This window comes from Dyella sp. LX-66, from assembly GCF_018599165.1.
Taxonomy (GTDB): Bacteria; Pseudomonadota; Gammaproteobacteria; order Xanthomonadales; family Rhodanobacteraceae; genus Dyella_D; species Dyella_D marensis.
Genome location: NZ_JAHFVJ010000020.1, coordinates 18,411 through 31,561, shown reverse-complemented (window position 1 = coordinate 31,561; position 13,151 = coordinate 18,411). Strand labels below are relative to the sequence as shown.

The following is a 13,151-nucleotide window of genomic DNA, read 5'->3' as shown; positions in this document are numbered from 1 at the left end:
CTCAGGAGCCGCCCATGGACCCGCAGACCGCCTTGTTCCAGCAGCACCGCCAGCGCCTGTTCGGCCTGGCCTACCGCATGCTCGGCCGCCCGGCCGACGCCGAGGACGTGCTGCACGACGCCTGGCTGCGCTGGCACGAGCAGGATGCCTCCACCCTGGACGACCCGGAAGCCTGGCTGGTCACCGTCACCACCCGCCTCGCCCTGGACCGCCTGCGCCGCGCCAAGACCGAACGCGAGCACTACACCGGCCCCTGGCTGCCCGAGCCGCTGGAACCGGTGGACGAAGCGCCGCCGGAACAGCTCGAACGCGCCGAGACGCTGAGCCTGTCCTTCCTGCTGCTGCTCGAACGGCTGAGCCCCGAGGAGCGCGCGGCGTTTCTGCTGAAGGAAGTCTTCGACTACAGCCACGCCGAGGCCGCCGCCATCCTGGGCGTCGCCGAAGACGCCTGCCGCCAGCGCGTGCATCGCGCGAAGACGCGGCTGCGCGAAGGGCGCCCGCGCTTCAACGTGGACCATTCGATGCAGCAGCGCATGCTGCAGCGTTTCCTCGCCGCGATGGATCGCCCGAATCTGGATTCGCTGCGCGCGCTGTTCGCCGAGGACGCCGTGCATATCTCCGATGGCGGCGGCGTGGTGCGCGCGGTGCTGCGTCCGCTGTACGGACAGGATCGCGTGGCGCGGCTGTATCGGCAGATCGCGCTGCATTCCGGCGGCCCGGAAACCGTGCGCCAGCTGAGCCAGCTCAATGGCGCGCCGGCGTTGCTTATCTGGACTGGCGGCCGCCTCACCTCCGCGCTGTGGGTCGAATGCGACGGCGAGCAGATCACGGCCATCCACTCGATCCGCCACCCGGAAAAACTCGCTCGCCTGGAAGCTGTCACGAAACGCGCGGCGGCTGCGTCCTTGCATTGAAGAGCGGCCACTGCGGCCGTTCCCTTTCAAGGAAACCGCCATGTCCCGCTTCAATATCGCCCATCACTTCAAGTCGCTGCAGCCGCTGTTCGTGCTGAGCAAGAACCTCAAGTCCGGCGGCCTGGAGCCGGCCATGATCGAACTGGTGCTGACCCGCGTCTCGCAGATCAACGGCTGCTGCTATTGCCTGGACATGCACACCAAGGACGCGCGCGCCGCCGGCGAAACCGAGCAGCGCCTGTACCTGCTGGCCGGCTGGCGCGAAGCGGCGTGCTACAGCGAACGCGAACGCTCGGCCCTGGCCTGGGCCGAGGCGCTGACCCGCCTGGTGCCCGGCGATTCGGTGCCGGACGCGCTGTACCAGCAGACCAGCCAGCTGTTCAACGAGAAGGAGATGGTCGACCTGACCTTGCTGGTCACGCTGATCAACAGCTGGAACCGCATCAACCTGGCGGCGCATACGGCGGGCGGGGATTACCAGCCGGGCATGTTCGGCTGATTGCTGCTCCATCGTCGGCGCATGAAAAAAGCCGCGGCAAACGCCGCGGCTTTTTCGTGGAACGGCGGAAAACTCAGGCCGCCTTGACGCGCTTGACGATGGCGTCGCCGAAGCTGTCGGTATTGCCCTTGCCGCCCAGGTCCGGGGTGACGGCGTCGCGGTCGTTGGTCAGGGTGTCGCGGATGGCCGCGCGCACCTTGTTTCCCTTCTCCGCCATGCCCAGGTGGTCGAGCATGTCCGCCGCCGCCAGCAGCAGCGCGCAGGGGTTGGCGACGCCCTTGCCGGCGATGTCCGGCGCCGAGCCGTGCACCGCTTCGAAGATCGCCGCGCCCGCGCCGATGTTGTCGCCCGGGGCCAGGCCCAGGCCGCCGACCAGGCCGGCGCACAGGTCGGACAGGATGTCGCCGAACAGGTTGGTGGTGACGATCACGTCGAACTGCTCAGGCCTCATCACCAGCTGCATGCAGGTGTTGTCCACGATCATCTCGTTGAACTCGATGTCGGGATATTCCTTGGCCACTTCGCGCGCCACGTTGAGGAACAGGCCCGAGCTGGTCTTCATGATGTTGGCCTTGTGCACGGCCGTGATCTTCTTGCGGCCCTTCTGGCGCGCCATCTCGAAGGCGTACTTGACGATGCGCGTGCTGCCCTTGCGGGTGTTGCGCACCATCGAGGTGGCGACTTCGCCGTCCTCGGACAGGGTCTGGCCTTCGGACAGGTAGGCGCCTTCGGTGTTCTCGCGCACCGTGATGATGTCGATGTTCTCGAAGCGCGCCTTGGTGCCCGGGAAGCTGATCGCCGGACGCACGTTGGCGTACAGGTCGAAGTGGCGGCGCAGGGTGACGTTGATCGAGGTGAAGCCGCCGCCGATCGGCGTGGTCAGCGGGCCCTTCAGGGCGATCTTGTGCTTGGCGATGGCGTCCAGCGTGTCCTTGGGCAGCAGGTCGCCGTGCTTCTCCAGCGCCACCATGCCGGCGTCGACGAACTCGTAGGACAGGCCGCAGTCCAGGGCGTCGAGCACGCGCAGCGTCGCCTTCATGATCTCCGGGCCGATGCCGTCACCCGGGATGACGGCGATGGTCTTGCTCATGGGGGAACTCCTTGAAGGAAAGAAATCGGGCGGCGCGGCGGGGGAAGGCCGGCCGAAAAATCCTATGAATTATCCCCGATGCCGGCAGGAGCGGCCAGTGCGGACGCCCGCCGCGGCGTTGCAAATCCTCGTACGGAGCATTTCGCAAACTCGCACGGACGAGCCCGGCGCGGGGCCGGGCTCGAGGGGCGGATCAGGCAGCCGGATGAATCAGGCGTGGTCGGCGCAGGCGTCGCCGGAGCCGGAGGCGCCGGCTTCGAGCTGGTCCAGGAAGTCCACGGCGCGGCGCAGGTGCGGGATCACGATCGAGCCGCCCACCACCAGGCCGACGCTGAAGGTCTCGAAGAACTCCTCGCGGCTGACCCCGGCTTCCTTGCACTGGGCCACGTGGTAGCTGATGCAGTCGTCGCAGCGCAGCACCATCGAGGCGACCAGGCCGAGCAGTTCCTTGGTTTTGACGTCCAGGGCGCCGGGCTTGTAGGTCTGCGTGTCCAGGGCGAAGAAGCGGCGCACGACCTGGTTGTCCTCGGCCAGGATGCGTTCGTTCATGCGCTGGCGGAACGCGGTGAACTCGGCGAGGCGGTCCTTGCTCTTGTCGTCAGCGCTCATGCCGCGCTCCCCAGCAGCTGGGCCAGCTTGCCGCTGCGGTCGGCGGCGACCAGGTCGTCGAAGCCGCCGACGTGCTGGTCGTTGATGAAGATCTGCGGCACGGTGCGGCGGCCGCCGCTGCGCTGGAGCATTTCGTCGCGGCGCGCCGGATCGGTGTCGACCATCACTTCGGTCCACTCCAGTCCCTTGGATTTCAGCAAGTTCTTGGCGGATACGCAGTAGGGGCAGTAACCGGTCGAATAGACCTCGATCTTGGGCACGACGGACTCCGGAAAAGATAACGGCGATGGCGGCTTAGATAGGGGCCCTGGCCCCTTAAAACAAGCCGCATGAGACGGTGAACCGGACTCATGGGACGCGGTCACAAGTGCTATTGTCACCTACCTATGCGCATGGCACCACGTACCGTTACCACCCGTCTGGCGACCGCCATGGCCTGCGCCCTGCTGAGCTTCGGCGCGGGCGCCCAGGACACCAATGTCCGCCTGCCGGACCTGGGCAGTTCCGCCAATGCCCTGGTCTCCCCGCAGGAGGCGCAGGAATACGGCGCCGCCATGCTGCGCCAGATGCGTTCGATGGACATGGTGGTCGACGACGCCCTGCTCGACGACTACATCAACGACCTCGGCTACCGCCTGGTCGCCGCCAGCGACAAGCCCAAGGACCACTTCTCCTTCTTCATCGTGAAGGAGGACGTGATCAACGCCTTCGCCGCGCCCGGCGGCTATATCGCGGTGAACTCGGGCCTGATCGACATCACCAACAGCGAAAGCGAACTGGCCGGCGTGATCGCGCACGAGATCGGCCACATCACGCAGAACCACCTGCAGCGCGCGTTCGAGTCCTCGAAAAAAGATGCGCCGCTGATGGCCCTGGTGCTGCTGGGCGCGATCGCCGCCGGCGCCGGCGCGCATGCCGGCGACGCCGCCGGCGCGGTGCTGATGGGCGGCCAGGGCCTGATGCTGCAGCGGCAGATCAACTTCACCCGCAAGGACGAGGTCGAAGCCGACCGCGCCGGCATCCAGACGCTGTCCAACGCCGGCTACGATCCCAACGCCATGGCCACCTTCTTCGAGCGCATGCAGGACACCCTGCGCGCCGGTGCGGGCGGCGACCGCGACGTGCCCGAACTGCTGCAGACCCACCCGGTGACGCTGTCGCGCATCAGCGACGCCAAGTCGCGCGCCGACGCCCTGGCCGCGCAGCAGAAGCTGCGCCCCACCGCGCCCACGCTCACTAAAACGCAGTGGGAAAAAAGCACCGCACCGATCGCCTACGTGAAAGACCCGACCGTGCTGGCCGGCGCGCACGGGCAGAAGGACGGCCTGGACACCTATGCGCTGATGCGCGAACGCGTGCGCGTGCTGTCCGGCGACGCGCTGCCGCTCAGCACCTACTACGCGAACAACCTGGACAAGCACCAGGAATTCAACACGCCGGCCAATCACTACGGCTATGCGCTCGCGCTCACCCGTAGCGGGCGTGGCGCCAAGGCGGTGGAAGAACTGCAGCCGCTGCTGAAGAACCATCCGGACAACCAGATCGTGCAGCTGGCCATGGCCGACGCGAAACTGCAGTCCGGCCAGCGCGGCGAGGCGCTGGCGCTGTATGCCTCGCTCAACGGGCAGTCGCCGCGCAACCGCGCGATCGCGCTGGGCTATGCGCACGCGCTCACCGAAGGCGGCAGCCATGCGGATGCCGTGCAGGCTGCCGACATGCTGCGCCCGATGCTGGACAACGCCGACGAGCCCGAGCTCTACCGCAGCTACGCCCGCGCCAGCGAAAAAGCCGGCGAGGCGATCCGCGCGGGCGAGGCCTATGCCGATGCCAGCTATCTGTCCGGCCGCCCGTTCGACGCCATGGAGCAGCTCAAGCGCCTGCTCAAGCGCCAGGACCTGGACTACTACGCCCGCGCCCGCATCCAGGCCCGCATCGCCGACCTCACCCCGCTGGTGATGGAGCTGCGCAAGCGCCGCGTGCAGACCGAGGACAACCCGGACGGCCGCACCCAGCAGCTGCAGCAGCCGAATCAGGCCTGCAGCGGCCGCCTGTGCTTCGGCGCGGGGCGCTGAACCCCCCTTCCTGCACGCGCCTGTCACGCCCGCAAATCGACGATTTCGTTGCGCTCTCGTGAAATGTCATAGGGGCGTAACATTGAATCGTTGCAATATTTGCGTCACAGGCCCCCAAGCGGACCCATACGCGTGCACAAGCGCATTCTTATCGTCGAAGACGAAGCCTCGATCCGCGACATGGTCGCCTTTGCCCTGCGCAAGGCCGGCATGGACGCAGTCCACGCCGCCGATGCCCGGGCTGCCCAGATCGCCATTGCCGAACAGGTCCCCGACCTGATCCTGCTCGACTGGATGCTTCCGGGCACCAGCGGCCTGGAACTGGCCCGGCGCCTGCGCAAGGAAGAACTCAGCCGGGAAGTCCCGATCATCATGCTCACCGCCCGCGGCGAGGAGATGGACCGGGTCAACGGGCTGGAAGCCGGCGTCGACGACTACGTGGTCAAACCCTTCTCCACCCGCGAGCTGATCGCCCGCATCAAGGCGGTACTGCGCCGCAGCCAGGGCGACGACGGCTCGGGCATGGTGGAACTGGGCGGCCTGCGCATCGACGGCCCGGCCCACCGCGTGTTCGCCGGCGAGGACTCGGTGCCGATCGGCCCGACCGAATACCGCCTGCTGTACTTCTTCATGACGCATCCGGAGCGCGTCTACTCCCGCGCGCAGCTGCTCGACCATGTGTGGGGCGGCAGCGTGTACGTGGAGGAGCGCACCGTCGACGTGCATATCCGCCGCCTGCGCAAGACGCTGGAGCCGTGGAAGCTGGACGAGATGGTGCAGACCGTGCGCGGCGCGGGCTACCGTTTCTCGGCCAGCGTCTAAGCGCTCTCAGGCGATTAAGCGGGCCGGCGGCGTCGGTCGGCAGCGTTTGCCGATATGCTTGCCCGCCTTGTGGCGACCATGGCCCGACCGCATGCCTGAGCCGTTCGATCGTTCGTGGAAACTGCCGGCCGCCCTCGCGGCCGGCCTCGTGCTGGGCGGCCTGATCGGCGCCTGGGCGGGCGACCGCGCGGTGCTTGGCGTGGCGCTTGTCGCTATCGCGGAAACCGTCTTGCTGTTGACCCGAATCCGTCATGAAACACGGCACATCATGCCGCCGCACCCCACCATCAGCCCCTTGCAGCATGACCGCTTCATGACGCGTTCCCGTCGCATTGCCTCCAGTTTGCGTGATCTGCGCAGCGCCGCCGGCAGCCTGCCGGATGCCGTCGTCCTGCTCGACAACGAGCAGCACGTGCGCTGGTTCAATCACGCCGCCGAAGACCTGCTCGGCCTGCGCCGGCCGCAGGACCGCGGCATCCACCTGCACGAACGCCTGGGCACCACCGAGCTGGCCGGCTGGCTGCAGGACGGCGCGCACGAGCCGCTCAACGACGTGGTCGCTCCGGGCCATCCGAACCGGCACATCAACGTCACCCTGCTGCCGTTCGGCCGCCGCCAGCGCCTGCTGCTGGCGCGCGACATCAGCCACCTGACCCGGCTGGAGCAGATCCGCCGCGACTTCGTGGCCAATGTGTCGCACGAGCTGCGCACGCCGCTGACGGTGATCCACGGTTACCTGGAACTGATCGATCCGGAAGACGTGCCGGAACTGGCGCCGGTGCTCGGCGAAATGCGCGCGCAGTCCAAGCGCATGGGCCAGATCGTGGAAGACCTGCTCACCCTGTCGCGCCTGGAAACCCAGGACCACGTCACCGACGAGCGCGTGCCGATGGCGCCGCTGCTGGCCACCGTGCGCAAGGAAGCCGAGGCGCTGAGCCAGGGCCGCCACCACATCGCGGTGGAAAACACCGCGGAAGCCGACCTGCTGGGTTCGGCCAAGGACCTGCACAGCGCGCTGTCCAACCTGGTCAGCAACGCGGTGCGCTACACCCCCACCGGCGGCAACATCACCATCCGCTGGAAGCGCACCCCGGAAGGCGCCACCTATTCGGTCAGCGATACCGGCTTCGGCATCCCCGCCGCGCACCTGGCCCGCCTGACCGAGCGCTTCTACCGCGTCTCGTCCAGCCGCTCGCGCGACAGCGGCGGCACCGGGCTGGGCCTGTCCATCGTCAAGCACGTGCTGAACCTGCATCAGGCCAGGCTGGAGATCCAGAGCGAGCCGGGCCAGGGGTCGACGTTCTCGTGCTGCTTCGGGCATGAGCGGCTGTTGAAGCCAGGCGGCCCGGACGAGGCCTGAGGGCTTGCTCCCTCTCCCCTCCGGGGAGAGGGCTGGGGTGAGGGTCGGGCGGAGCGGTGAAGCAGGAGCAGCAAGAGCACCTCGCCCTGTCGATCTTCCACCGCGAGCCCCGGCCCCTCATCCGGCTGCCGCCACCTTCTCCCCGGAGGGGCGAAGGGTTCCATTAGCAACGCCTTCTGAACCTTCCATCACACTACGCGGCACCGCCGCATGAGCTTGCGCCCCGCATCGGCCAGAATGCCGCGATGCGCCGTAAACCGTCCTCGTCGTCCCCCGTGATCGACCACACCATCGACCCCGCCGCCCCCGAGCTGTACCTCAGCCGCGAGCTGGCCGCGCTGGAATTCAATTTCCGCGTGCTGGCCCAGGCCCGCGACACCTCCGTGCCGCTGCTGGAGCGCCTGCGTTTCCTCAGCATCGTGGCCAACAACCTCGACGAATTCTTCGAGGTGCGCGTGGCCATGCTCAAGCATCACCACAGCTTCGGCTCGGCCGCGCCGGGGCCGGACGGTATTCCCTCGGGCGAGCTGCTGGCGCGCATCCGCAAGCGCGTGCTGGACCTGGTCGACGCGCAGTACACCACCTGGCAGGACGAGCTCAAACCCGCGCTGGACGCCGAGGAAATCCACTTCCTCACCCGCGACCGCTGGAGCGAGCGCCAGCGCCGCTGGCTGCAGGGCTATTTCGAAAATGAAGTGCTGCCGGTGCTGTCGCCGCTGGGCCTGGACCCGGCGCATCCGTTCCCGCGCATCCTCAACAAGACGCTCAACCTCGCCGTGGTGCTGAAGGGCCGCGACGCCTTCGGCCGCGAAGGCCATATGGCCCTGGTGCGCGCGCCGCGCTCGCTGCCGCGGATCATCCGGCTGCCCAACGAGGTCTGCGGCGAGGGCGACCATTTCGTATTCCTGGCCGAGCTGCTGCAGGGCTTCGTCGACCAGATGTTCCCCGGCTTCAAGGTGGCCGGCTCGTACCAGTTCCGCGTCACGCGCAACAGCGAGCTGATGGTCGAGGAAGCCGAGGTGGAGAACCTGGCCCGCGCGCTGAGCGAGGAACTGCTCGGCCGCGGCTATGCCAAGCCGGTGCGGCTGGAGATCGGCGCGGATTGCCCGAAGGCGATCGTGTCGATGCTGATCGCCAACTTCGAGCTGGAAGAGAACGACGTCTACCGCTGCGACGGCCCGGTCAACATCATCCGCGCCGGCAGCGTGTACGACAGCCTGGACCGCCCCGCGCTGAAATTCCCGCGCTTCACCCCGCAGCTGCCCAAGGCCTTCGACGGCAGCAAGTGCAAGTTCGAGGTGCTGCGCGAGCGCGACGTGCTGCTGCACCATCCGTACGAGTCCTTCATGACGGTGGTGGAACTGCTCGGCCAGGCCGCGCAGGACCCGAACGTGCTGGCCATCAAGCAGACCCTGTACCGCGCCGGCGCCGACACGCCGCTGGTGGACCTGCTGGTGGAAGCGGCGCGCAACGGCAAGGACGTCACCGTGGTGATCGAGCTGCGCGCGCGCTTCGACGAGGAGGCCAACATCCGCCTCGCCACGCGCCTGCAGGAGGCCGGCGTGCAGGTGGTGTACGGCGTGGTGGGCTACAAGACCCACGCCAAGATGCTGCTGATCGTGCGCCGCGAGGGCGAGGTGCTGCGCCGCTATGTGCACCTTTCCACCGGCAACTATCACCAGGCCAACAGCCGCGCCTATACCGACATCGGCCTGATGACCGCGCATCCGGAGATCGGCGAAGACCTGCACAAGGTCTTCCAGCAGCTCTCCGGCTTAGGTCCGATGATCCAGCTCAAGCGCCTGCTGCATTCGCCGTTCACGCTGTACAAGAGCGTGGTGGCCAAGATCGAACGCGAAACCGCGCATGCCAAGGCCGGCAGGCCGGCACGCATCGTGGCCAAGCTCAATGCGCTGAACGAGGCCCATGTGATCGAGGCGCTGTACCGCGCCTCGCAGGCGGGCGTGGAGATCGACCTGATCGTGCGCGGCGCCTGCACCTTGCGGCCGGGGCTGCCGGGCGTGTCCGAGCGCATCCGCGTGCGCTCCATCGTCGGCCGCTTCCTGGAGCACAGCCGGGTGTACTGGTTCGCCAACGACGGCGCGCCGGAAACCTATTGCGCCAGCGCGGACTGGATGGAACGCAATCTGATGCGCCGCATCGAGGTGGCCTTCCCCATCCTCGAGCCGGCACTGGCCCAGCGCGTGTACGACGAAACCCTGGCCAATTATCTGGCGGACAATACCCAGGCCTGGCTGCTGGACAGCGAGGGCCGCTACACCCGTGCCGAGCCCGGCGACGCAGCGCCGCACAGCGCGCAGGAGTACCTGCTGGACAAGCTCAGCCCTGCGACGCCTAAGGCCAGCCGCGGCTGACTTCCCGCGGACTGACGCAGGCCGGCGCCTGCGTGCGAGAATTCGCACTCAATCGCACGGAATACGAGCCCCGGATGATTCAAGGCGAGCAGTCCCCGATCAAGGATGGCGAGCTGATCGCCGCCATCGATATGGGTTCCAACAGCTTTCACATGGTCGTGGCGCGGGTGGAGCACGGCGAACCCCGGGTGATCGACCGCCTGCGCGACACCGTGCGCATGGCCGCCGGCCTGCGCGCCGATGGCACGCTGGACGCCGAGCACCGCGCCCGCGCGCTGAACTGCCTGGCCCGCTTCGGCCAGCGCATCGCCGGCCTGCCTTCGGCCCGGGTGCGCGCGGTGGCCACCAATACGGTGCGCCGGCTGGCTTCGCCGCAGTCCTTCCTGACCGCCGCCGAGACCGCGCTGGGCCATCCGGTGGAAATCGTCTCCGGTCGCGAGGAAGGCCGCCTGATCTTCCTTGGCGCCTCGCACGACCTGCCCGCCTCGCGCGAGAACCGCCTGGTGATCGACGTCGGCGGCGGCAGTACCGAATTCATCATCGGCCGCGGCCTGGCCCCGATGCACACCGAAAGCGTGCAGGCCGGCTGCATCGCCTCGACCATGCGTTTCTTTCCCGGCGGCAAGCTCAATCGCAAGCGCTGGCAGCGCGCCACCGGCGAGCTGGGCGTGCTGCTGCAGCAGTTCGCCGAGGATTACCGCGAGGCGGGCTGGGTGGATGCCTTCGGCTCCTCCGGCACGGCCAAGGCGATCGGCGGCGTGGTGCAGGCCATGAAGTTCTCCGACGACGGCATCACGCCGGCCTCGCTGGCCCAGCTGCGCGACGCCTTGCTGGCCCAGGGCCAGATCGGCGCACTGAAGCTGCCGGGCCTGTCCGACGACCGCGCGCCGGTGATTGCTGGCGGCGTGGTGATCTTCGAAGCCGCGTTCGAGGCGCTGGGCATCCAGCGCATGCGCGTGTGCGAAAGCTCGATGCGCGAAGGCCTGCTATGGGACCTGCTGGGCCGCGCCGGCGGCACCGACCCGCGCACCGCCAGCATCGACGCGCTGGCCGCGCGCTACGGCGTGGACCGCGCCCAGGCGCGGCGCGTGGAATCCACCGCGCTGATGCTGTTCGACCAGGTGGCCAAGAGCTGGAAGCTGGACGGCGAGGCGCGCGAATGGCTGTCGTGGGTGTCGCGCGTGCACGAGATCGGCCTGGCCATCGCGCACAGCCAGCACCATCACCATGGCGCCTACATCCTGCGCCACGCCGACCTGGCCGGCTTCTCGCGGCAGGAGCAGCAGCTGCTTGCCGCCGTGGTGGAGGCGCATCGCCGCAAGCCGGAGAAGACCTTGTTCTCCGCCCTGCCGCAGCGCTACCGCGCCCTGGCCCGGCAGATCACCGCCCTGCTGCGCCTGGCCGTGCTGTTCCGCCGCGCGCGCCGCGCCGAATCGCTGCCGCAGATGCGCCTGGCCGCCACCGCCCAGCGCCTGCGCCTGGGGCTGCCGGCGGCCTGGATCGAGCAGCACCCGCTGACCGAGGCGGACCTGGAGCAGGAGCGTCCGCCGATGGCCGAACTGGGCCTCACCCTCGACCTCACCGCCTTTTGACCGTGCGGCCCGCGTTTTCCTGCGCCGACGCTCTTAAGGCCACCCTCACCGCCGCCGCGTATCATGCGCGGATGCCTGACGCCGCCCGACACGCCATGCGACGAATCCTTAGCTTTCTTGCCCTGCTCGCCCTGCCCTTTGCGCTCTCCGCCCAGGCGGTGAAGCAGGCGCCGGCCCCGACGCCATCCAACCTGCCGCATCCGCAGGTGGTGCTGCACACCACGGTGGGCGACATCACCGTGGAGCTGTATCCGGACAAGTCGCCCAAGAGCGTGGCGAACTTTCTGCAGTACGTGCGCGAAGGCTTCTACAGCGGCACGGTGATGCACCGCGCGATCGCCGGCTACATGGTGCAGGGCGGCCTGTACACGCGCGACCTGCAACCCAAGCGCACGCATTCGGCGATCGCCAGCGAGGCGGACAACGGCCTTTCCAATCTGCGCGGCACCCTGGCCGTGGCGCGCGGGGCCGATCCGAATTCGGGCACCTCGCAGTTCTTCTTCAACCTGGTGGACAACCGCCGGCTGGACTACGTCGGCAACCAGAGCGGGCTGACCTGGGGCTTTGCCGTGTTCGGCAAGGTGGTCAAGGGCATGGACGTGGTCGACAAGATCGCCGGCCTGCCGACACGGGCGCTGGGGCCATTTGCCAATGACGTGCCGAATCCGTTGCCGGTGGTGGACAGTGCTTATGTGATCGGCGAGGAGGCGCCGGCGCGTGCCGCCAGCGCGCCGACGCCGCCGGTTGCTGCGCCAGCCGCTCCCGCTGCGAAGCCCGCGCCTAAGAAAGGGACCAAGGGCTGATGCATACGTTGTTTATTGCCGACCTGCATCTGGATGCGGCGCGGCCGCGGATCACGCGGTTGTTCGAGGAGTTTCTGGCCAGCGATGAAGCGCGTGGTGCGGATGCGGTGTACATCCTCGGCGATCTGGTGGAGGCGTGGATCGGCGACGACGACGACGCGGAACTGCCGGCGCGGATTGCTGCTGCGACGAAAGCGCTGAGCGATGCCGGGGTGCCGGTGTATTTCATGGTGGGGAATCGGGATTTTCTGCTGGGCGAGAAGTTTGCGCGGCGGGCGGGGTTTAGCTTGCTGGAGGATGGCACCGTGCATGACTTATACGGGCGGCCTACCTTGCTGATGCATGGGGATGTGTTGTGTACCGATGATGTGGCTTATCAGGCGGTGCGGAAGCAGGTGCGGACGCCGGAATGGCAGGCGCAGATCCTCGCCATGCCGCTGGAGGCGCGTAGAGCGTTTGCGGCGAAGGCGCGGGAGGACAGCAAGGCGCATACGGGGAGCACCATGGAGACGATCATGGATGTCAACGCCGGTGCGGTGGCTGAGGCGATGGTGCGTGCGGGTGTGACGAGGTTGATTCATGGGCATACGCATCGGCCGGCGGTGCATGGTTTCGAGTTGGATGGGAAGGCGTCTGAGCGGATTGTGCTGGGGGATTGGTATGAGCACGGGTCGGTGTTGAAGGTGACGCCGAATGAAGCTGAGTTGCGGGGATTGGCGGTGGGCTGACGGGTCCCAGAGAGATGAGCTTCTGACGCTGACACTGTTCGCGAAATGCAAAACGCCCCGTTGGGGCGTTTTTTGTTTTGGGCTTCGATGTGCGGTGCGCTTTGCCGTGACGCTCGGGATTGTGAGGCCCATCCATGGGCCTCACCCCTTCGCGCTGTGCGCGAAGGGGCCAGCCTGCGGCTGTCCAAATTCGCTCCCGGCGAATTTGTCGAACCGGCTGCTCGGCGTAGCCGAGCAGCCGGGTCTCTTACCCGCTCTCTCAGCCAGATACGCAAAACGCCCCGGAC

12 protein-coding genes are annotated in these 13,151 nt (G+C 67.7%); 9 read left to right on the top strand and 3 right to left on the bottom strand.

From position 1 onward, the window contains the following. Positions 1–14: 14 nt before the first annotated feature. Both sigJ and KK141_RS22040 read left to right on the top strand, forming a co-directional pair. Positions 15–914 carry an RNA polymerase sigma factor SigJ gene (gene sigJ / locus KK141_RS22045; RefSeq protein ID WP_214571304.1) on the top strand — a complete coding sequence of 300 codons (900 nt, stop codon included), beginning with the start codon at positions 15–17 and terminating at the stop codon, positions 912–914. 40 nt (positions 915–954) lie between these two features. Next, the gene (locus tag KK141_RS22040) at positions 955–1,413 is read left to right on the top strand and encodes a carboxymuconolactone decarboxylase family protein (protein WP_214571305.1); all 459 of its coding nucleotides are present in this window, start codon (positions 955–957) and stop codon (positions 1,411–1,413) included. A 73-nt stretch (positions 1,414–1,486) separates the two neighbouring features. Here the strand turns inward: KK141_RS22040 and KK141_RS22035 are convergent, their stop codons facing one another. The 3 genes from KK141_RS22035 to grxC form a co-directional block, all read right to left on the bottom strand. After that, on the bottom strand, positions 1,487–2,503 hold the full coding sequence (locus KK141_RS22035; protein ID WP_214571306.1) for an isocitrate dehydrogenase: 1,017 nt from the start codon (positions 2,501–2,503) through the stop codon (positions 1,487–1,489). 210 nt (positions 2,504–2,713) lie between these two features. Next, a complete protein-coding gene (locus tag KK141_RS22030; RefSeq protein ID WP_214571307.1) occupies positions 2,714–3,112 on the bottom strand; it encodes a carboxymuconolactone decarboxylase family protein in 399 nt (132 codons plus the stop codon). After that, positions 3,109–3,372 (bottom strand): glutaredoxin 3, encoded by a 264-nt coding sequence (grxC, locus tag KK141_RS22025; RefSeq protein WP_167254389.1) that lies wholly within the window; start codon positions 3,370–3,372, stop codon positions 3,109–3,111. The genes KK141_RS22030 and grxC overlap by 4 nt, the downstream gene beginning before the upstream one ends. Positions 3,373–3,498: 126 nt before the next feature. Here grxC and KK141_RS22020 point away from each other — a divergent pair, with 126 nt between their 5' ends. The 7 genes from KK141_RS22020 (at position 3,499) to KK141_RS21990 (ending at position 12,864) form a co-directional block, all read left to right on the top strand. Beyond that, positions 3,499–5,184, top strand: a complete 1,686-nt coding sequence (locus tag KK141_RS22020) for a M48 family metalloprotease (protein ID WP_214571308.1) — start codon at positions 3,499–3,501, stop codon at positions 5,182–5,184. A 132-nt stretch (positions 5,185–5,316) separates the two neighbouring features. Further along, entirely contained in the window at positions 5,317–6,006 is a 690-nt protein-coding gene (gene phoB / locus KK141_RS22015) for a phosphate regulon transcriptional regulator PhoB (protein ID WP_026636248.1), read from the top strand. Positions 6,007–6,097: 91 nt separating this feature from the next. Next, positions 6,098–7,366, top strand: a complete 1,269-nt coding sequence (phoR, locus tag KK141_RS22010; protein WP_214571309.1) for a phosphate regulon sensor histidine kinase PhoR — start codon at positions 6,098–6,100, stop codon at positions 7,364–7,366. 245 nt (positions 7,367–7,611) lie between these two features. Further along, entirely contained in the window at positions 7,612–9,741 is a 2,130-nt protein-coding gene (gene ppk1, locus KK141_RS22005; protein ID WP_214571310.1) for a polyphosphate kinase 1, read from the top strand. 74 nt (positions 9,742–9,815) lie between these two features. After that, positions 9,816–11,333 (top strand): Ppx/GppA phosphatase family protein, encoded by a 1,518-nt coding sequence (locus KK141_RS22000; protein WP_214571311.1) that lies wholly within the window; start codon positions 9,816–9,818, stop codon positions 11,331–11,333. Positions 11,334–11,428: 95 nt separating this feature from the next. Beyond that, positions 11,429–12,136, top strand: a complete 708-nt coding sequence (locus tag KK141_RS21995) for a peptidylprolyl isomerase (protein ID WP_214571312.1) — start codon at positions 11,429–11,431, stop codon at positions 12,134–12,136. Beyond that, entirely contained in the window at positions 12,136–12,864 is a 729-nt protein-coding gene (locus KK141_RS21990; RefSeq protein WP_214571313.1) for a UDP-2,3-diacylglucosamine diphosphatase, read from the top strand. Before KK141_RS21995 ends, KK141_RS21990 begins: the two co-directional genes overlap by 1 nt. Positions 12,865–13,151: the final 287 nt, after the last annotated feature.

What these genes read in the sequence shown, in the direction of transcription:
- KK141_RS22020 (WP_214571308.1), top strand. Translation starts at nt 3,499, where the DNA reads ATGCGCATGGCACCACGTACCGTTACCACCCGTCTGGCGACCGCCATG.
- KK141_RS22030 (WP_214571307.1), bottom strand. Translation starts at nt 3,112, where the DNA reads ATGAGCGCTGACGACAAGAGCAAGGACCGCCTCGCCGAGTTCACCGCG.
- KK141_RS22000 (WP_214571311.1), top strand. Translation starts at nt 9,816, where the DNA reads ATGATTCAAGGCGAGCAGTCCCCGATCAAGGATGGCGAGCTGATCGCC.
- ppk1 (WP_214571310.1), top strand. Translation starts at nt 7,612, where the DNA reads ATGCGCCGTAAACCGTCCTCGTCGTCCCCCGTGATCGACCACACCATC.
- KK141_RS22035 (WP_214571306.1), bottom strand. Translation starts at nt 2,503, where the DNA reads ATGAGCAAGACCATCGCCGTCATCCCGGGTGACGGCATCGGCCCGGAG.
- phoR (WP_214571309.1), top strand. Translation starts at nt 6,098, where the DNA reads ATGCCTGAGCCGTTCGATCGTTCGTGGAAACTGCCGGCCGCCCTCGCG.
- sigJ (WP_214571304.1), top strand. Translation starts at nt 15, where the DNA reads ATGGACCCGCAGACCGCCTTGTTCCAGCAGCACCGCCAGCGCCTGTTC.
- KK141_RS21990 (WP_214571313.1), top strand. Translation starts at nt 12,136, where the DNA reads ATGCATACGTTGTTTATTGCCGACCTGCATCTGGATGCGGCGCGGCCG.
- KK141_RS22040 (WP_214571305.1), top strand. Translation starts at nt 955, where the DNA reads ATGTCCCGCTTCAATATCGCCCATCACTTCAAGTCGCTGCAGCCGCTG.
- KK141_RS21995 (WP_214571312.1), top strand. Translation starts at nt 11,429, where the DNA reads ATGCGACGAATCCTTAGCTTTCTTGCCCTGCTCGCCCTGCCCTTTGCG.